Source organism: Chitinophaga polysaccharea, from assembly GCF_902150045.1.
GTDB lineage: Bacteria > Bacteroidota > Bacteroidia > Chitinophagales > Chitinophagaceae > Chitinophaga > Chitinophaga polysaccharea_A.
In genome coordinates this window covers 1,406,850-1,428,388 of sequence record NZ_CABFVU010000002.1, presented here as the reverse complement: position 1 = coordinate 1,428,388, position 21,539 = coordinate 1,406,850, and the positions used below count along the sequence as shown (strand labels likewise).

At 38.2% G+C, this 21,539-nt stretch carries 9 protein-coding genes; 6 read left to right on the top strand and 3 right to left on the bottom strand.

All coding sequences use genetic code 11. From position 1 onward, the window contains the following. Positions 1–77 precede the first annotated feature (77 nt). Positions 78–3,230: a SusC/RagA family TonB-linked outer membrane protein gene (locus FN124_RS20380; protein WP_142686591.1), complete on the top strand. Its 3,153-nt coding sequence runs from the start codon at positions 78–80 to the stop codon at positions 3,228–3,230. 26 nt (positions 3,231–3,256) lie between these two features. Beyond that, entirely contained in the window at positions 3,257–4,735 is a 1,479-nt protein-coding gene (locus FN124_RS20375) for a RagB/SusD family nutrient uptake outer membrane protein (RefSeq protein ID WP_142686590.1), read from the top strand. A gap of 625 nt (positions 4,736–5,360) precedes the next feature. Here the strand turns inward: FN124_RS20375 and FN124_RS20370 are convergent. Next, on the bottom strand, positions 5,361–8,009 hold the full coding sequence (locus FN124_RS20370; RefSeq protein ID WP_142686589.1) for an alpha/beta hydrolase family protein: 2,649 nt from the start codon (positions 8,007–8,009) through the stop codon (positions 5,361–5,363). 54 nt (positions 8,010–8,063) lie between these two features. Next, entirely contained in the window at positions 8,064–10,733 is a 2,670-nt protein-coding gene (locus FN124_RS20365) for an outer membrane beta-barrel protein (protein ID WP_142686588.1), read from the bottom strand. Between the two features lie 281 nt (positions 10,734–11,014). On the opposite strand from FN124_RS20365, the gene FN124_RS20360 reads away from it, so the two are divergent. From FN124_RS20360 to FN124_RS20350, 3 genes are all read left to right on the top strand, one after another. After that, entirely contained in the window at positions 11,015–12,646 is a 1,632-nt protein-coding gene (locus FN124_RS20360; protein ID WP_142686587.1) for a hypothetical protein, read from the top strand. Positions 12,647–12,693: 47 nt separating this feature from the next. Then, positions 12,694–13,269 carry a TlpA family protein disulfide reductase gene (locus FN124_RS20355; protein ID WP_185937283.1) on the top strand — a complete coding sequence of 192 codons (576 nt, stop codon included), beginning with the start codon at positions 12,694–12,696 and terminating at the stop codon, positions 13,267–13,269. Positions 13,270–13,404: 135 nt separating this feature from the next. Further along, entirely contained in the window at positions 13,405–13,677 is a 273-nt protein-coding gene (locus tag FN124_RS20350) for a hypothetical protein (protein ID WP_142686585.1), read from the top strand. A 1,539-nt stretch (positions 13,678–15,216) separates the two neighbouring features. On the opposite strand, the gene FN124_RS20345 is transcribed toward FN124_RS20350, so the two are convergent. Further along, entirely contained in the window at positions 15,217–17,883 is a 2,667-nt protein-coding gene (locus FN124_RS20345; protein ID WP_142686584.1) for an alpha/beta hydrolase family protein, read from the bottom strand. 309 nt (positions 17,884–18,192) lie between these two features. Here FN124_RS20345 and FN124_RS20340 point away from each other — a divergent pair, with 309 nt between their 5' ends. Further along, on the top strand, positions 18,193–21,534 hold the full coding sequence (locus FN124_RS20340) for a SusC/RagA family TonB-linked outer membrane protein (protein ID WP_142686583.1): 3,342 nt from the start codon (positions 18,193–18,195) through the stop codon (positions 21,532–21,534). The last annotated feature ends 5 nt before the right edge of the window (positions 21,535–21,539 follow it).

Genomic DNA, 21,539 nt, shown 5'->3' with positions numbered 1-21,539 from the left:
TGAATTAATAAACCAAAATCTGAGGCAAGGCTGCCCGCCACAATATTTCTTATATATCTAAACCAAATTGAAACCGTATGAAAAAAGGTTTACTACTATGGCTTTTACTAGCCATCGGTGTGGTGCATGCCTATGCCCAGACCCGAACGATTACAGGTAAGGTAACAGATGCATCGGATGGTATGGAACTACCAGGCGTATCTGTTATTATCAAAGGCACCAAAACCGGCGTGGTATCTGGCCCCGACGGTAAATTTTCTATCCAGGCAGATGCCGGTGCCATCTTACAATTTTCTTTCGTGGGTTATGAAACAAGAGAAGAAAAAGCAGGCAACCGCCAGAACATCCAGGTTGCTTTAAGCAGCAGTAATAAAGTACTGAGCGAAATACTGGTAACCGGTTATGGAGAACTGAAAAGAAAAGATGTTACCTCTTCTGTGAGCCATGTATCAGCCGGACTTGTAAATAACCGCCCTGCCACCAGCTTTGACCAGGCCCTCACTGGCCGCGCTGCCGGTGTGAATATCAGCACCAATTCCGGTGTACTGGGCGATAACGTGAACATCCGCATCAGGGGTATCAACTCTATTACTAACAGCTCTCAGCCACTGGTAATAGTAGATGGTATACCGGTGAATTCTGTTACTAACCTGAACGTTTTCAACAGTGGTAACGGTACCCGTTATAACCCGCTGGCAGACATCAACCCGAACGATATCGAGTCTGTAGACGTACTGAAAGATGCCGCCGCCAGTGCCCTGTATGGTTCCCGCGCTGCTGCCGGTGTTATTATCATTACCACCAAAAGAGGTAAGAACGGCACTGTCAATGTAAACTACAACGCATATGTAGGTGCCAGCACCGCAGTACGTTTACCTAAACTGCTGAACGGCGACGATTTTACCATTATCCAGAATGAAAAAGCAAAGAATGCCACCAAAACAGGCGGTACTGCACCTATCCTGGCTAAAGACATTGACCTCAATGGCGATGGTAAAGCAGACCGCACCAACTGGCTGGATGAAGTGTTCCGCACCGGTATTATCCAGAATCACCAGTTATCACTAACAGGCGGTACCGAGAAAGCAAAATTTTATGCTTCCGGTGAATATGCCGACCAGCAAGGTATGGTGCTCGTTAACCGCCTGCGCAGGGGAAGCATCCGTATGAACCTGGATGTTACACCTAAAAAATGGCTGAAATCAGGTATCTCCGTATATAGCTCCAAATCGCTGAACAACGGTGTACTGTCCGACGGATACCTTGCAGGATCTACCTTCTCTGCATACAACGCAATGCCAAACGTACCGGTTTACGACAAAAACGGTAACCTGTATATTAAGTCCAGCAACGGTGACCTTGCAGATGGTAACAACATCACTACCAATAAACTGAACCGCTTCTTCCACCCGCTGTCTAACCTGGAGTTTGGAAGAAACGACAACACTTCCACCCGTGTGCTTTCCAACGCCTACGTGGAAATTGAACCTATTGCCGGTTTAAAGATCACTTCCCGTTTTGGGGTTGACTTACTCCAGAACTTTGAAGACCAATACAGCGGTCCATTACAGGCAGGTCTGGGATTAGGCAACAACGGCCTGGTGCAGGAAAACCTCTTCCGGCAAAACCTCTGGAACTGGTCTAACTTCGCCACCTATACGAAAGCTATCAACAATCTGCACTTCATCAGTGCTACTATAGGCCAGGAATCGCAGCATACCGAGCAGAAACAATTATACACCGGCCAGGGTAACCTGGCAGACTCTTATTTTAAAGAGATCTATGACGGTTTATTTGCCGGTTCAGATAACAGTTATACCGGTGGCGGCAGGAATGCCAACTCCTTCGAATCCTTCTTCGGTAAAGTAGGTTATAACTACGGATCAAAATATTATTTTGATGCAACCCTGAGAGCGGATGCTTATTCCGACTTTGGTTCCAATAACCGCCGTGGTTACTTCCCTGGTGTATCCGTGGGTTGGAGGATTTCTGAAGAAGGTTTCTTCAAAGACAATATTTCCGTGATCAGCGACCTGAAACTCCGGGCCAGCTACGGTATGGTAGGTAACTCCAATATCCGCGCCTATGCTTTCCGTTCCCTGTATGGAGGCGGACAATACGGTGATATAAACGGGTTTGGCGTTGCACAGATCGGTGACCCTAACCTTCAATGGGAAAAATCAAAGAAACTGGATATAGGCGTTGACGTTACCCTGCTGAGAAACAGGATCACTTTTGTGGCAGACTACTTCCACAGCAACATCGACCACCTGATCCTTGATGCGCCTATCCTGGCTACCGTGGGTACTCCATGGGATCCCGTTACCGGCGCTGTTGGTTCTATCCTCACCACCAACATTGGTACCATGTGGAACAAGGGGCTGGAATTAACGCTCAATACCCAGAACATCGCTACAAAGGATTTCACCTGGAACTCCAGCATCAACTTCACCTTTATCAAAAACAGGGTGACTGCCACTGCAGATGGATCTGATATCATCAAAGTAAATAACAGGGTGAGCGTAGGCAAAACCATGGGCGTTTTCAAGCTCATTGAATGGGGCGGCGTAAACCCCGATAACGGCAACCCGATGTACTACAATGCCAAAGGCGAACTGGTGATGTACAACCTGGATCCTAACGTGCCTACCGCCAGGAAATGGACCTCTCCCGACGGCACCAAACAAATGGCTGCTGTTACTGCTTCCGACGCGCAATACATGGATAAATCCGGCTACCCCACCTGGTATGGCGGTTTCAATAACACCTTCAGCTACAAAGGCATTGACCTGAGTATCCTGCTACAATACAGCGGTGGTAACTATGTATACAACGCCACCCGTGCAGCCCTGATGAGCAACTATTTCCAGAACAACCTGGAAGAGATCAAAAACAGGTGGACTCCTGAAAACAAAAACACAGATGTTCCAAAACTGGTACTCTCCGATGCGCCTACCAACCAGGCCTCTACCCGCTGGCTCGAAAAAGGCGACTTCCTGAGAGCGCGTGAGATCAGCCTCGGTTATACCTTCCCTGGTATCAAAGAAAAGATCGGTTTGAACAGTCTCCGTTTATATGCCCTGGTACAGAATGCCTTTATCATCACCAAATATAAAGGTGCAGATCCTGAAATCAATACCAACCGCGAAAGCAATATCAACTACGGTACCGATAACAGGGGTATGCCTTTACCAAGAATATACATGGTGGGCTTAAATGTTGGATTCTAATTGTTAGCGATTAAAAAAACTGAATTATGGAATTAAAATATAAACCGAACCTCCGGAAAAAAACAAACATCAGCCTGGTCATTGGCGCGGCGGCAATAGCTTCCTCAATGCTATTTTCCTGCTCCAAAGTAAATGACCAGATCCCCTTCTCCAAACTAACGCCTGATGAGGCGTTCAGCACACCGGAAAGGATAGAGAAATCGGCTATCGGTATGTATGATGCCCTGCAGAACGCAGAGTTCCTGGGTGGCCGTGTGCTTATTTACTCAGATGTAAGGTCTGTTGATGTAAACATTTCCTCTTACTTTGGTAATGTGCCTACTTTCAATATGCTCTCTAATAACGTGTATGCGTTCAACTGCTGGTCAGGCGGATACCGCACTATTTTTGAAGCGAACTATTTCTCACAAAACCTAAAGGACCATGAAAGCGTAGTGGGTCCCCAGGTAGCTGCCGGCTATTACGCAGAAGCCAAATTTATCCGGGCGCTTACTTATTTCTTCCTGGTAAATACCTATGCGCAAACCTATACTTTCCAGGCAGATGCGGGTCATTTAGGTGTTCCCCTGATCCTTACTGCTGCGAAAGACGGCGGCGAAGCCATAGATCCCAAGAATAAGGTTCCCCGTAATACAGTAAAGGAAGTGTATGACCAGATGATCAAAGACCTCACCGAAGCAGCTGCCGCACTGCCTGTTACTTCCGGTGATGACTACAATGACCGCAGCCGCGCTACCAAAGGAGCCGCGCATGCACTCCTGTCACGCATCTACCTGTATGAAGGCAACTGGGCCAAAGCCCGCGACTATGCAGACAGCGTGCTCCTCTCGTCTTATGGATATGACCTGGATGCTACTCCTGCAGATGTATGGTCTTCCGGCAACTACCAGAGCTCCATGGAACGTATCTTCTCTGTAGCCATGAGCTCCGGCGATAACCCTAACACCAACAATGCGATTGGCCAGCATTATGGCAGTTCCGGCCGTGGTGATATCACCATCAGCCAGGACTACCTGAAGCTTCCTAATTTTGACCGCTTCACCGACCTGCGTGCCAAACCATTGTTCACCTATGCGATCAGTAATGGCGACACCACTGCTTTCTATACAAAGAAATTCTTTGGCGCCAGCACTGTGGATGCCTGGGTACCTATAGTACGCCTGGCAGAAGTGATGCTTACCAAAGCAGAGGCATTGGCCCGGCTGAGCCCAGCTGTTGCAGATCCAGAGGCCATCATCCTGCTGAACAAGATCAGAACAAGGGCTAAGGCTAAAGTACTTGCCCCCCTTACACAGGCAGCACTGATCAATGACATCCTCACAGAGCGCAGGATAGAACTGGCTTTCGAAGGACATGGTGAATTCGACTTCCTGAGAACACACCGGAACATTCCTGCTCACGGTGGTGTTGATGAACAGGCGTGGAATGATAATGCCGTGGTGTTTCCACTGCCTAATGCGGAAGTGGAACGTAATCCGAATATGAAACAGAACCCGGGGTATTAAGGGTTTTGTTATAAGGAAGGGGCCGACCGGAGAGGTTGGCCCCTTTTTTTTGTGGGAGTGTTTTTTTCTCCTATCTACACTAAATCCGGCTAGTTATATTCTTTCAAATATTTCGAAACCACCTTGTGATTGGGAAAAGGCCTGAATATACGAGGTTTCCTATTTGTGGAAATTTAAATAGGTACATAACAGTTTCTTATCTCTATTTAAACATCTATTGGTGATGTCTGTTTTTTGTAGCCATATAATTCTATATAAAAGCGGAAATCACTATAAAAGAGCAGGCGCTTCTTTAGTACTTAAATTCATGATTGAATTGGTCAAAGTGGAAATTGCTGTGGACAGCGCGTCAGCTTACAAAGCCATCTAGGCGAACCTGGTCGGCTGGCGAACCTGCATGCTGCATACTATTTACAATGTGTAGCTAGCGTCATCTGGAACGTACATGAGGTTTAATATTTCAGCGTTGTCATATCCTAGTCCATCTTATACATTATCGGAGTGAGATCCATTTATACAATCGACGAAAAAGCTGGCGATATTCTATTTTATGCTTAGAGATAACAGGAAATGATCGCAAATTTAGTATATGATTAGAGATTGGGGCTACTCCCAATCGATCAGGTCATTTACTGACAAACGTCTCTAAATCCTTTTTGCCACCATACTCTATTTTGCAATTTGGTAACTGATTCCTTCCTGAAACAGACTGACTCATCCATCCTGGCATAGGCTTATCCATCAGATAATGATCAAAAAACTCCTTCATTCGCATACTAAAATCCTTAGCTTCTTCACCGAAAAGAGTGTGATTACCTTTATACTCTAACAACCATGACCTTCTCTTCAATCGATGCAAAGCCATGAAAAGTTCTAAAGCATTCCCAAATGAGCAAAGCTCGTCGTTTCTCGTATGCATCATTAGTAAAGGAGTTGTTATCTTGTCAGCATTAAGGACCGAAGAATTCTTAATGTAAATTTCTCGCTTCTCCCATAAAGTGGCTCCAATTCTCAATTGTCCTTTTTCATACATTTCCTGTGCACTAATTCCATCAGCCATTAGACTACCATAGCCACTAATCCAATCCGATAAGCCAGATGCTGAACACGCTGCAGCAAAAACATCAGTATGAGTTACAAGATAATTTGTTTGTATTGCTCCCCAACTACTTCCCTGAATACCAATTCTCTTAATATCAACATATGGCAGCTCCGACAAATACTTAACCGCAGATATAATTGAGTTATAGGCTCCTTCCATAGGATCGCCAATCTTATAATTAATATCCGGGCAAAATATAAGGTATCCATTACTTACATAATACGGAATATTTATTGTATTTCCACCAGTTAGTGGCTCAGGTAATATATATGCATTCAACCTGTCAGACATCCTCTCATAACAAGAAATAATAAGTGGATACTTTCTTGTAGAGTCAAAGCTTTCAGGTTTATACAGAATCCCCTGAAGCCAACTGCTATCAAGAGATTTCCAAGAGTGTAGGGTTGTCATATACCAGTTGTACTGCTTATGAGGCTCAGCATCTGTTATCTTCAAAAATGACTTAAAATCAACCGTGACATAATAATTAGGCGCCTCCGTGGCACTCATTCTACGCACAATGTACTTCCGGGAACCCCTTGCCTTAATGGGTGAAAAATTCAAATAGGAGGGTATCCACGGATTTTCAGAAATGCAATACAAATGTGCGCCCATTGTTAATGAATCAGGATTCTTTTCTCTACCAACAGTTAACTTATAAAATCCATTCTTCTTCGTCTGGGGAGAAAATGCGGTTAAAATAAGAGATTCCCGTTCACCTATAAATCTATGTCCGTACTCTTCGAGAGCCAGAAAAAATTTAAGCTGATGTCTATTTCCATATCCATTTGTTAACCTAATAGGCCTACCAATACCCGCCGGATCTATCTGCCAGATATCCTCTTGACTGTAAATAAGCAAACCTCTGTCTCCAGTTATCCACCCACAAATGTATTTGTATCCATAAATACCTTTATCTACATTTTTTTCCCACAATACTTTCATTCCAGAAGTAATATTTCTAAGTTTTTCACTAGCGATCTCATAAGAAAAATAACTTTTCACTACTTTATCATAATATATAACATACTTGCCTCCACGAGACAATACAACAAAAGTGGCATTCTTAGCAAACATCAACTGACGCCTAAGACCCGTTTTAGTGTTCATCAATGCCCATCCATTGCTGACCTCATTACTATATCCAACCGAATCATTATCCGATTTATAGACTAAGCAAACAGTATCTACCAACCTATCATACCCACTAAAATAAACGGCCTCATCGGAGAACTCCAATTGATGCAATTGTCGATTCAAAGGATCTATGACAGCCAAAAAACTCTTAGGCTTCAAATCCTGATTGAATTGTGAAGGTAATCTGCTCATAGAATAACTCCATAAATTTAATATCGCCTTTGGGGGAGAAGGGCTCATGCAGCGATTATCTACGATATTTATAAATATCCGTGTTCCATCTCTACTAAAACCAACCAATTTACTTATGAAGTAATCGTCACTCCCAGATACCAATCTTATTGGTAAAGAATCATGCCTATTATATATCCATAATGAATCATTAACAACAAATGCTACTTGTTGGCCAGTATGGTCAACAACAAAGAACTCAAGTGCCTCTCCTTCCCACACCCTCAACATCTTATTTGCATTTAAATCTAACAGCATCAAAGATTGCGTTGAATTATTAATCTGACTCTCTATGACCAACAATTTTCCATCACCACTAAAATGAAAATCGATGACATTAAGGAATGATTTAGAATTTTGGGTAATCAAATCAGTTATCACAAACCTATCAGGTCTTACTGATCTATATATTAGATACTTCTCATGTATCCAAAACACTTTCACATTAGGAATAAAAGACAGCTTAAAATTATCCAAGGCCAATACACCTAAGCTATCAGGTGATAGCTGGAAAAAAAAAAGTTCATTTGATGAAAAAATCGGGGTACCTATACATTTAAACTTTGCCATCCTGTCTCCATTCAATTCCCGTATCATTAAATATCTCTCAAATGGTGGGCTGAAACTCTCATTGATCACATACATATACTTTCCATTCTTGCTAATATCAGCATATGTATGCAAATTCCAATTCTTAAAGGAATCCGAAGATATTACCTTCTTCATTACTGTATCTGCACATGACTGAGAATAACAAACAAAAGAAAAAAAAAGACAGCAAAGTAAAAGTATAATATGTTTCATAAGCAAATATTGATTAGTAAAACTTATAATTTTAAAATGAAACTAAAATCACTGTTACTTATTAACAGAGTTCTGTTTAATGTAATAAATGAAACTCAATGCAAACACTCGCTTTAAAACATTCGTACGCACATCTTCCATACTACCAGGTCCTATAACGCGATAGCTATTAACGTTCTGGTTTAAAATATCAAACCCTTGTAGCTTTATAAGCCCTTTCTTGTTGGCAAATAAACTCTTTGAAACAAAAGCATTAAGTATAAATGCACTAGTATTAAACATTTCTCCTCTTCCTGTATTCAAAGAATATGCAATATTCTCTCCGATGAGTAAACCTAAAGGGAGTCTAAAACTTCCATTAATAGATACCCCACAACTTGAGTATCTTATCATTTTATATGAAGGCATAGTATATGAGACGCTATTAAATCCATAACTCGTAGCTATTGAAAGATTAACCACATCTTTATAAATATAGTTATAAGAGACCGCTTGTGATAAAGACATACCAATATTACTCCCCATAATACTATTCATATAACTTATGTCCCGTCGCAGAAAAGCAGAGGTACTCGTGCTGATTGAAGATTTCGATTTGCCGACAGGGAAGGAAAAATCCATATTCACTCTCATATTGTAAGAACCGCTAACATTTGTCGGCTGAATTATCTGGCGGCCTAAAGTATCTAACCAAACAGCATCTATTATTTGATTACGCATATATCCACCACTTAATCCCGTAGTAAAAAAAAACATCTTTTCTGGATTAAAAGAACTATACGTCACCCAAACACCATGTGTACTTCCAGTTCTCAAATTCGAGTTGCCTTTCTTTATATATAAAGGGTTAGAATTATCAGAAATTGGCCGCAATTCCTCTGGACTGGGTAAAATTGGGTTACCTGTCAATAAAATGCGAAGGCGTTTGTAATCACTAATGCCATAATTCAAGCTACCCTTGGGAATAATCGAGGTCGCGGTATACTTATAATGTCCATTTGAAGTAGTATTGTCCCCAGACAAATTAAAAAACATAGAACTTAATGATATTTTATACTCAATACTCCCCTTCTTATACTCAATTCCTAATCGCGTAAAATTAGCTATAGTTGTATTTTCAAAATCTCCACTTAAAGAGTCTATCAAATCACTGTAATGTCGATCCACTGGATTAAAATCATAAGTAGATCTTGAATAAGGACTCTTATTCACAGTAAGAGAATAAGTAATAGATAAAATACTTTTTCCCAAAAAAGGGAGGCTCTGCGTAGTCGTAATCTGAAAATCTCTCGCTCTATTATCTATTTTAGTATATTGATTTAAAGTATCCAAAACATGGATACCATTTGACCTCATATATAAAGTGCCAGATAAATTATAATTTTGCGCAAGCACATAAGAATTTGAGTAAGCTATATCGACATTCAAATTATATAAATCCCGCCGAAACTTCTTGTTTAAATTGATCTGATTTGAAATAGAAAAGCTTGACTGATAGAGAGAATTATCGAAAGACCCACTATCTATCAACTGGCGATGACTACCATAGGATCCATGTTCATTCATCATCTCCACATGATCTACAACATAGCCGATGCTATTTACATATAATAATGACCAAAAGGGACTAATCTTAAAATTAATTCTAGAGTTAATGCTATGAGAGGCGTTACGTGTATTTTGATTTAAGTTCTGATCATAAAAAAAAATTGAATCTCCAAGAAATGTATTCTTAGAACTGTTTTGAAAATTTTCACGCTTGCTATTTTGCATCGTGTAGCTTCCTACATAAGTAACCTTGTCGTTTAAATCTTTAGTATAATTAATACCTGGCAGCCATATCCTAGATAAACCTGCACCTCCACTCATATCTTCTGTCGCCCCATTAAGATTATCACCATTAACGAATATCGCCAATTGCTCGTGATCTGTAAATCTCGTAACATTAGCCTTAGCGACAAAACGGTGTAACGTTCCATGTCCCCCCCCCAACTCTCCGGACCAGATATTCTTTCTGTTTTTTTTCAACGTAATATTTATTGCTTTCTCCGTTCCCTCTCCGCTAAAACTAGCAGGGTCACGTTCTCTAATTAACCTATCTATTAACTGCACATTCTCGATCATATCTGCCTGAATATTCCTGGTAGCCATGCTAATATTATTGAGAAAAAAGGGGCGGCCATCAACTAAAATCATACTCACGACTTCGCCATTTACTTTAACTACACCATCAACGTCCACCTGCACACCCGGCAGTCTCTTTAGCAATTGTTCAAGTGTTGAGTGCTCCCTTAGTCTATATTTTTCAGCACTAAATGAAATAGTATCCTTAGATATCTTTACTAATGGACGGCTGCCAATTATGTCAATTCCTCTCAAAGCAACTCCCGCTCTATCCAATAAAACATCACCTATATCTAAAATCCCTATAGCATTTATCAACGAAACCACCTTAAAAAGAGGCTTATACCCCATATAAGTAACATGCAAATAATAAGCGTCCCTTGAAATACTATCTATCTCAAAACAACCATTCTTATCTGTCAGTCCAATCTTCACCCTCGCTGAATCCTTGGCTAATAAACAAACAATAGTAGCACCAGGTAAAAACACCCCACTTTCAGCATCACGTACTTTTCCAATCAATCGGATATCATAAGGGGATTGTGCCCCAACATAAAAATGAAAAAAGAACATAATCAAAAAAAAAACAAGTTGCTTCATATTGACAGGTTACCGGTGTTTTCAATTTCCGATATCTTGTTGCAATCAATCTGCAGTGTAAGTGTAAAATGTAGAAAAAAAGAAAAACGCTGAGTGTTAGCTGCAGTGGTGAGCCGTAACTTTAATTAACAACATCAAACCTAAAGTAAAAAACCATGTCACCAAGCATCACCGACTACCCAGGTGGGTATACATAAAACTCAAGCCTACTTGCTGAGTGGATATCGGATAATAAATAGTAAAATACTTAAGGACATTTGACTCAAAATAATCATGTAACAATGAGCGTAGAAAATCCAATCCAGCGCGATTCAAACATTGGCCTAGAAAATGCCGGTTCAAATACTGAACCTCAATATGATATTATTCACAAAAAAGACAATACTGGAAAAAAAACAACAGTATTCAATCCTAATGAACCTCTGTTATCCCCAAGTAAGATTTTATTCAACTATGTTTTCAGAAGTCCTGCTAATAAAGTATATGTATGGATAGCACTATCTGCAATCATTGTTCAGCTATCAATTTTCAAATACTATTACCCCTATGCAAGTTTCATAAACGGCGACTCTTACTCCTATTTAGACACAGCGTATCACAACTTCTCAATAAACATATATCCTATTGGATATTCAATGTTCTTAAGATTACTCAGCATCTTTACAAGATCAGACATTGCTCTTGTTATTGTTCAATATATATTGATTCAAACAAGCATATTGGCATTTCTGTTTACTCTTTTTTATTTCTACAATCCTGAAAAATTAACTAAGCTTATATTATTCTGCTTCATGTTGTTCAATCCTATTTTCTTATACCTAGCAAACTATGTTTCAAGCGATGCTTTCTTTCTTTCTCTTAGTTTAATCTGGTTTACGCAGCTACTATGGATAGTTAACAATCCTACAAAAAAAATAATAGTGATAAATGCTATAACCTTATTCATAACTTTTACGGTCCGTTACAACGCGCTTTTCTATCCCATTATAGCTCTAGTCGCATTATACAAGGGTGGAGGTTCTAAGGTGCTGAAAATAGGAGGTATACTTCTTGGCTTTCTCCTAATTGGTATTTTCATGCTATATACAGGCAACAAATATTATAAGTTAACAGGGCATTGGCAATTCACCCCATTTACAGGATGGCAAACAGCAAACAATGCATTATATGCATACAGATATGTAGACAGCTCCAAACGAAAAGAGTTACCCAAACGATTCCAGGAAGTAGACAATATTGTCCGGACATACTTTGACACAACCCGGGATCTAAAAAAACATCCACAAGAACAACTAATAGCCAGTACAGTTTATATGTGGGCGCCAGATTCACCGTTGAGTATATATATGGAAAATCAATTCAAAAAGGATACTATAGTAGGAATGGTAAAAAAGTGGGCAACCGTAGCTCCATTACTCGAGGACTATGGTAAATTACTTATAAAAGAATATCCAAAAGAATATCTAAAATTCTATTTAATTCCTAATACGTTAAAATACTACGCCCCTCCTGTCGAATTTCTCGGCCAGTATAGCACGGGGATTGATAGTGTTTCATATATTGCCCAAGTGTGGTTCGACTACAAAGGGAACAAGCTTAAAACGCGCTTCAAAGACTACAAAGTAAATACCCTTAATTTCTTTCCCGTACTAATTGGCACCATGAACATCGTTCTGTTATTCACTCTTATTAGCTTTTTAATATTAAAAGGCCACAAACATCATCCTAGGTTAAATCATGGTATGCTGTTGATTATTACACTATGGATAGTAAACTTTTTATTTAGTGTTCTTGCTTCTCCAATAGCCCTTAGATTTCAACTATTTCCAATTTTAGTATCCTTTTCATTTGCGGTCTTCCTACTCGAATTTCTTATAAAATCTGCAATTGGATTAGATGTTTATAAAGTATGACGACAATCCCAATTCAATTACCTAATCTTAATAAGACACATATCTGGATGAACGTACTAATCGATACTGCCATGTTAAAAAAAGAAAGAATACAATATACAATAATAGTACTATCGGGGTTGATTCTATATTTTGGAGTAAACTCAATAATAAAAAAATCATTAATTGGAAGGCAGTCAATATTTGTCCAACCAATACAGACAAGCAAAGAAGGACATATAATGCCGTCATTCAACTTACTACTTTCAGACAGTTTAACAACTTTTAATACTGATAGCATTCCAATAGGGCATCCAATTGTCTTATTCTACTTTAGCCCTTATTGTCCATTTTGCCAAAAAGAAATGAGAGAAATAATAAAGAATATATCAAAATTATCGAACATTCAATTTTACATGCTAACATCATATTCATTTCAGGAAATGAAATTATTCTCAAATGAATTCGACTTAAAAAAGTACAGCAATATAGAAATTGGCATCGACTATTCTTCTTTCTTTGGAAAATATTTCGACACCGCTGTAGTTCCATATATCGCAATATATGGAAAAGACAAAAGACTCAAAGGTGCTTTCGTCGGTGGGATCAGCCCTGAGCAAATAATAGCTGTATCGAAGATCTAAAATGTTGCGCAACAAAGGCTAGTCTAACACTAAGAGATTAGCTGAAATGGGGAAGCCGAAAACCATTATAAACGAGTAGGCATTATTAATTCTTAGTAAAGTTTAGCTTTTTGATTCTAAAAAGCATCTATCATTATGAAACAAGCAAAATTAGCATTAACCGCAGTAGCCGTTTTGGCTGTAGTTGGAGGCGCACTCGCATTCAAAGCTTCTAGAACCACTGATGTAAACCTTTACACAGCAAGTATAGTAGACGGAAAAACTTACTGCAGTGTTCCGGCTATCAGAGAAAATGCTACATTGCAAAGTGGTCCTGGTACAGGTGCAACATTCACCACAGTGGCATCACTGTCTCCTAACACTCTGGTAGCTCCTTGCCCTACCATTACATTAAAGGTTAATCAATAAACTCACGACTATATTGCATATAGTTGGATTTTAACAAATATTAGTTAATATCCATTCAAATGAGTTCAAAGATGAGAGCTATCATTCTGATAGCTCTCATCTAAAACAACTTGTGTCTTGGACTAGTATAACAATATTTAGGAGATCATATTAAGTTAACTGGGTAAAAAAGCTATTAATATCGGATGATTAAAAACTTATATAACTCCATAAAATGACAATTGCACGGTAAGTTTCATTTAGTTCTCAGTTGTACAACAGATATCTAGGAAAATCCAAGACTCCAACTCCCTATACTAAATTAACACTGGCACAATATACAAGACATACTCCTTTCAGACATGTCTTCAATAACATCTTCCTAGTATAAAGCATCTCCGATACCTCTTCAAATATCATACAATGAAACATGCAAAATTAGCGCTAGTCACAATAATCGTTGCAGCCACAATTAGTGGCACATTAGCATTCAAAAGTTCCAGAGGGGAAGATATCAACCTTTACATTGCAACAGTATGGGATGGGAAAAGCTACTGTAGTGTACCAACTATCAGAGAAAATGCAGCCCTACCAGGAACACCTACTCCAGGTCCTACTTTTACCACTAGAGCATCAATTTCTCCGAATACTTTGGTAGCACCATGTCCTGTCATTACATTGAAGGTTCGATTGAATTCCTAAATAAACGGTATGGAAAGTATATATAATATCAATAAAATGTGATTCAAATTTCTACTAGAAAGGAATTAACTTATAAAAACAAAGAGGTGATTGAGCAATAAAAATCAGCGTTCAACTTACCAATTAAAAACTATTAAAATGAAAAAAGCAAAACTATTATTAACCTTAGTCATAGCTCTGACATCCATCTGTAGTACTCTAGCTTACAAAAAAAGAGGTATGGATTCTGTCTTTTATATGCCAACAGTTACTGGCGGGCGAACCTACTGCACAGTTCCAACAATTATTAACTCAATTATAACTGATTCAGGTCGACCAACAGTTCTCTCGACTGCTCCATGGTATGATCCGTGTCCTACAATCCAAATAACATTCTATATGTAATACATTCGACAAAAATATCTAGTTCGGCTGAGGCTAGAAAGTCAGTATCTTAAAAGGGCACCATTGTACAAATCCAGTGACTCTGCCTAACAAGTAGTATTCACTCATTGAATAGTTATGATTTATTTATTCAGATGGTTTGAAATGTAAATCTTAGGTTGTAACACCTTTAAATCACTCTTTCAAACCTTCTGAGTAAATGCAACAGATCAATTACTCAATGGACTTAATCATTATGGAAGCATTCAGTTATGCAATTAACAGAATATAAACTACTCCACATAAAGGCGGGTAGCTTTTGTAGATAAATAATTAAGGAAGGCGTCTATAAATAAATTTCAAACTATGTTCGTAACCAATCAATAACAATTTCTAATTTCATTATCTGGTTTCTAACAAGTTTAGATATGAGATATAATATCTGTAGACAAAATCGAATGGCGCTTATTACTCTTATTATTACTGTATACTAATTCAATTGTCATTGAAGTTTGTCATCCAGTTTGGAATTGGAAACCCCTTTAAATAATAATCAAAAAATTGTCGCATACGTATATCAAAATCAATCGCAGATTTCCCTCGTATAGAATGGCGACCATCAGTATATTCCAAAAGCCAAACTTTTTTACCTAATCGCCTTAGAGCAGTAAAAAATTCCAATGCTTGAGAAAAAGGGCATACTCCATCATTTGTTGTATGCATCATAAGTAACGGGGTTGTTATTTTATTTGCTTTAAATATTGCTGAGTTCTTAACGTACATATCTACGAAATCCCATGGCGCCCCCCCCATACGATTCTGTCCTCCAGTTTCGAAATTAGCTTGCAAACTGCTTCCATCATTTGAGACTGCTCCATATGCACTTATAAAGTCTGACAAGCCAGATCCAGAGCACGCAGCGGCGAAAAGATTAGTATTTGCCACTAAATAATTAGTTTGAATTCCTCCAAAACTAAATCCTTGAATTCCTATTCTATTGACATCGATAAAAGATAGCTTAGATAAAAAATGAGTAGCAGATACGACTGAATTATAGGTCCCCTGCATAGGGTCGCCAATCTTATAATGAATATCTGGCGTAAAAATTAAATACCCGTTGCTTACATAAGTGGGAATATCAATTGCAGCTGAAGAATAATTAGGTACAAAACAGACATTTAGATTAAAAGATAGCTTCTCGTAATAATTTATAATTACAGGATATTTCTTAGTTGAATCAAAATTCTCAGGTTTATATAAAACACCTTGTATGCTCAATCCTTCACTTGTCTTCCAAGTATACATTTTACTGGTATACCAATTATATTTTCTTTCCGGAAACACCTGGCTGACTGGCGTCAAGCTATCAAAATCAGTTGTTACAAAATAATTAAGTGACTCAGTGGCACTCATGCGACTCAATATATAGATATTAGCCCCTCTAGCCTTTATAGGAAAATGCCCAACACTACTTACATATGCATTATCCATAATATGATATACGTAGTCACCATATGCTAAGGGCATAGGATCATCGTTGTCATCTAACGATTTCTTAAAAAAACCATTCTTCTTAGTTAAAAGTCCTGTTGCACTTAATATTAGCTCTTCTCGCTCCGAAACTGGATCGTCAAAATATTCTTGTAAACCTAAACTAAAAATAACATTATGTTTGCGACCATAATAATTAGTAACATTTCGCGCAGGTCGCCTACCCATCGGATCCAGCATCCAAATATCATACTTATCATATACAAGAACACCTATATTGTCCTTAATCCACCCACAGACTCCTCGAATTGAAGAATCTTTATCGCTTGTTTCACAATTGAACCAGTTCAAATTAATACCATTTGAAATATTTCTATATCTCCCAGATGGCACCTCATAACTATAATAATCGCTTCCATCAAAGAAAACAACAAATCTCGCATCAGGTGACAATTTAACTTCATAATTCTTTACCCTATCTAATGGTATCCGTTTCCCATCATTCGTCGAAACAACAAAATAAGTCAATTTAGCAATCTCATTCCACGCATGCTCTCTATAATCTGCATCTGGATTCATATGCGAAATTAAGACTCCATTGTCATTCTTAAAATTGTCCCAAATGAAATCTCCATCAATATTCAATGCGCTAACTTGGTCGTTAGTTAAATTATAGGTACGCATATACGAATAACTATGCTTTGAGTTTTGACGTTCCAATGAATACAATCTTGTATCTAAATAGCTCCAAATGTTAACCTTGTCATAATCACTTCTGATCTTCCGTTGATAAAATGGCTGTTCGCCACCAAAAAAAATCTTCTTCCCATCTCTACTAAATTTCAACAAATATGTAGTTTGAAAATTTCTATCAGAGATAGCCTCCAAACTTTGGTCAAATAACCTACGAGAAGTTTTATAGCCCAATTTATAATACATACATACTCGATTGTTGGGGTTACCAATACTATCCTGTATTAGGAAAGCAATGCTTCTCCCATGACTATCAATTATCATCTGAAAAAAGTTAGTGGTCCCTTTCCATATATTGACCGTCTTACCCTTAGTTACATCTATCCAATTTAGAAATCTAATTTTACTCGTAGCAACTGAATCCGTTAATACAAATAAGTTATTAGCATCAGGGCTTATTTGATACTCCTTTACATTGCGAAAGGTTGATATCCTACCTGTTCTCAAATTAAACAATCTCAATTTCTCATCTTCCATATTATTATTATGTACAACTATAACTTCTCTATCACCGATCCCTTTTATCTCATAAAATTTAACATGGGAAAAGCTGAAAATAACTGATTTACCAAGTTCAACAACGAGTAAACTATCCTCTTCAGTTCTAAAAACAGCAAAATGTCCATCATTTGAAAATAATAGCCGGTCTCCTCCTGATTTGGCCAACTCCCAATTGCCATTGACTGATTTTATTATTAATGTCCGAATATTTCTTGAGCTATTCCTTACAATATAGGAAACAAATAATCCACTTGGGTTAATCAATGGCTCGTTTACGGTCTGCCACTGCTTATATGCATTTGTATCAATTAAAGGCTTATCATCTACCTGAGCTAGTGCTGCCAAGGGTGAACCCATGAAAAGGCAAACTATAAAAAAAAACTTTAAACATTGATTCATTACAGTATACCTATTCATATTTATACACTTTAAATCTTTCTCTTTGATATCTGAAGAGTAAAATACTAAATAATGCTGCTCTCATTTCGCACCTGTCCAATCCAAAGGACACAAGTGCATCTGAAGATAAATACACATAACTGGTTCTTTAGTACTAGTAGGAGGGCAAATCAAAATCCTGGAGATCATCTAATAATAATATGAAGGTCATCTAATAAATTCCTTCTGTCTTTTAGTACTGAAGTTTTATTTACGTGTATTAATAGTAGGGATAACCATAAAAACCGAGAAGCCTTATTATATAAAAAAATACATAATAAATATCGCATGACAAAGAATTACCTTAATAATTCCACTAGTAGATTTGCAATAATCTATCTTATACTATTGAATATCGGTTTTTCTCAAAAAACATATGGGTTTTGCGATACCCAATCAAAACTAATCACCTTTTCTGCCCAAAATATCCCTTTAAGTCATTTTTTCAGTATTATCAACGAACAAACAGGCCTCTTGGTTGTAAACAATGCAAAAGAAACGAACTTGGATGAAGATAAAGTGGTGAGCGTAAATTTTAGCAAGACAAAAATACAGGATGTAATGAACTTCTTGCTAACTGATAAGACTGAACTGGGGTTCTACATAGAAGGAAACGAGATTATTATTTATAGAGATAAACACCATTATAAATTTCCAAACTCCGTTAAAAAAGATACATCCATAAGTGAACAAATAATATCAGGTAAAGTGACTGATCATTCCGGAAATGCGATTCCCGGAGCAACAATAAAAACAAAGAACGGCAAATTCGGAACAATTTCGGATTCCGATGGCACATTTCAGCTTAAACATGTAAAAAGAGGAGATATAATTTCAATTAGTTCTATAGGGTTTGAAACTGAAGACGTCGAAATCCGAAAAGGCCCTATTGTTGCCGCCTTACGATCCTATACAAATAATCTCGATGAAAAAGTTGTCCTGGCATACGGACATACAACTAAAAGATTTAATACCGGGAATATTGGGGCTATTAAAGCTACAGATATAGAAAAGCAACCAGTTAATAATCCTATATTGGCAATAGAGGGACGAATTGCCGGTGTATTTATAGAACAGGCTTCGGGTCTACCAGGAACTGGTGTAAAAATAGCAATACAGGGTCAGAATAGTATAATGAATGGCAATGACCCATTCTATGTGATTGACGGTGTCCCATACATCTCGCAACTTATGCAACCTCCAGTTCCAGGTATCACAGCTGGTTCGTCAGTTCTAACAGGAAATCCTCTAAACTTTATAAATCCATCGGATATTGAAAGCATAGAAATACTAAAAGATGCAGATGCCACTGCAATTTATGGATCCCGTGCAGCTAATGGCGCTGTCCTAATAACTACTAAAAAGGGGAAAAGTGGCTCTATGAGGACCAATTTCAATATACAAAGGGGGTGGGGAGAGGTAGGCCATAAGTTACAAGTACTAAATGCGCAAGAATATCTCGCAATGAGAAGAGAAGCTTTAAAAAATGACGGAATTACTGGTCCTTCAGATGTTGACTATGATCTAAATGGGACATGGGATACCACTCAAGTAAAAGACTGGCAAAATGAGTTAATTGGGGGATCTGCACAATATACTGATATTCAGTTAGGATTCTCAGGTGGTACAGATCAAACACAATATCTCATCAGCGGAGGATATCATAAGGAAACAACAGTATTTCCGGGAGACTTCTCCGATGTAAAGGGAAGCATACATTTTAATATAAGAAGTAGCTCATCAGATCAGAAATTTCGAATACAGATGTCTGGTTCTTACATGCGAGATAAGAATCTACTACCAACTACCGATCTAACACTACCAGCTATTCAACTAGCGCCAGTAGCTCCGAATCCTTTAAACCCCGACGGTAGTTTAAATTGGGCGCCTAGCCCATCGGGAGCAAGCACCTACTTAATAAATCCTCTTACTTATTTAAAAAGGAGATACTCAAATAAAACAAACAACTTAACAAGCCAATCAACTCTTAGCTACGATATCTATTCATGGTTGACCATAAAAAGCAGCTTTGGTTACAACAACCTAACCTCTAACGAAATCTCCATCAACCCCCTCTCTGCAATGGAACCCGAATCAAGAAACTTCAATGTTAGCAGTAGTACCTTCGGCACCACCAATATGTATTCGTGGGTTATAGAGCCTGGAATAGAACTCAATAGGAAAATCTATCAAGGGAAGTTAAATATTTTCTTAGGAGCTACATTCCAGAATAACTATGGGAGAAGAATAGAGTTAAATGCTAGTGGATTCACTAATGATCTTCTATTGGAAGATATAAAATCAGCTCCACAACTCCTGGCAACTCAGTCGGTCGATTACACTTACAAATATAGTGCACTTTACAGCCGTATTAATTACAATTTTGATGATAAATATATTGTCAACTTTACTGCTCGAAGGGATGGAAGTTCTCGTTTTGGGCCACAAAATCAATTTCACAACTTCGGAGCAATTGGAGCTGCTTGGATCTTCTCACAAACCTCTACAATTCAAAAATACCTTCCGTTTATAAGCTTCGGAAAAATAAGAGCAAGCTATGGAGTAACTGGAAACGATCAAATTGGTGACTACAGGTTCCTTGACCTTTACGATATAATACCAGCTGAAGAACCATATCAACAAAGTTCGCTCGGCCTAGCTCCCAATAGACTAACTACGCCTGACCTTCAATGGGAGGAAACTAAAAAAATACAAATTGGACTTGAACTCGGGTTCTTTAAAGATAGAATACTCATCGTATCAAATTACAACCGTAATAGATCGTCAAATCAACTAATAGGCATTTCACTTCCCTATATTACTGGGTTTCCTGGAATTGACAAAAACTTTGATGCTTTGGTCCAAAATAAAGGATGGGAATTTACTCTAAACGCAACAAACATAAGAACAAAATCATTTACCTGGACTAGTAGCATTAATCTAACTATCCCCAAAAACAAATTAGTATCCTATGCCTACAACAACAATGTTTCTTATATCGTTGGCCAATCAATTACATCACGTCCTGTATCGAGGTTAGCAGGTGTAAATGATAGTACTGGAAAATTCGAATTTATAGATAGTAAAGGAAATCTAACTAGTCTTCCAACCGACTTTACTAAGTATATATATATGGATCCAGAATTTTATGGCGGATTTCAGAACAATTTCTCCTTTAAAGAATTCACTTTGGACTTTCTACTTCAATTTGTTAAACGCACCGGTCAAGACTTGACATATGGATATAGCTCTGGAGCTGCTGGCAACTTTAGACTGGGTGCAAACAATCAACCTATAACAATACTGAATCGATGGAAAAAACCAGGAGATAATGCATCTCAGCCAAAATTTACCACTAGCAGATCGAGCACACAAATAGCCTTACTAAATGCAAGACAAAGCGATGCCACTTATGTAGATGCCTCATACATTCGATTAAAAAACATCTCTTTATCGTGGCAAATGCCAGAAACTATGAGTAAGAAATTAAAATTGAAAAACTTAAGATTATATACGTTGGCTCAAAACCTATTTACCATAACGAACTATTTTGGCCTGGATCCGGAATCCAGGGGTGTAGGATTACCGCCTTTAAGAGTAATAACGTTTGGGGCACAAATAGCTTTATAATACGA

Coding starts and splice junctions, on each gene's coding strand:
- FN124_RS20380 (WP_142686591.1), top strand. CDS start 78: ATGAAAAAAGGTTTACTACTATGGCTTTTACTAGCCATCGGTGTGGTG.
- FN124_RS20375 (WP_142686590.1), top strand. CDS start 3,257: ATGGAATTAAAATATAAACCGAACCTCCGGAAAAAAACAAACATCAGC.
- FN124_RS20370 (WP_142686589.1), bottom strand. CDS start 8,009: ATGAAACATATTATACTTTTACTTTGCTGTCTTTTTTTTTCTTTTGTT.
- FN124_RS20365 (WP_142686588.1), bottom strand. CDS start 10,733: ATGAAGCAACTTGTTTTTTTTTTGATTATGTTCTTTTTTCATTTTTAT.
- FN124_RS20360 (WP_142686587.1), top strand. CDS start 11,015: ATGAGCGTAGAAAATCCAATCCAGCGCGATTCAAACATTGGCCTAGAA.
- FN124_RS20355 (WP_185937283.1), top strand. CDS start 12,694: ATGAACGTACTAATCGATACTGCCATGTTAAAAAAAGAAAGAATACAA.
- FN124_RS20350 (WP_142686585.1), top strand. CDS start 13,405: ATGAAACAAGCAAAATTAGCATTAACCGCAGTAGCCGTTTTGGCTGTA.
- FN124_RS20345 (WP_142686584.1), bottom strand. CDS start 17,883: ATGAATAGGTATACTGTAATGAATCAATGTTTAAAGTTTTTTTTTATA.
- FN124_RS20340 (WP_142686583.1), top strand. CDS start 18,193: ATGACAAAGAATTACCTTAATAATTCCACTAGTAGATTTGCAATAATC.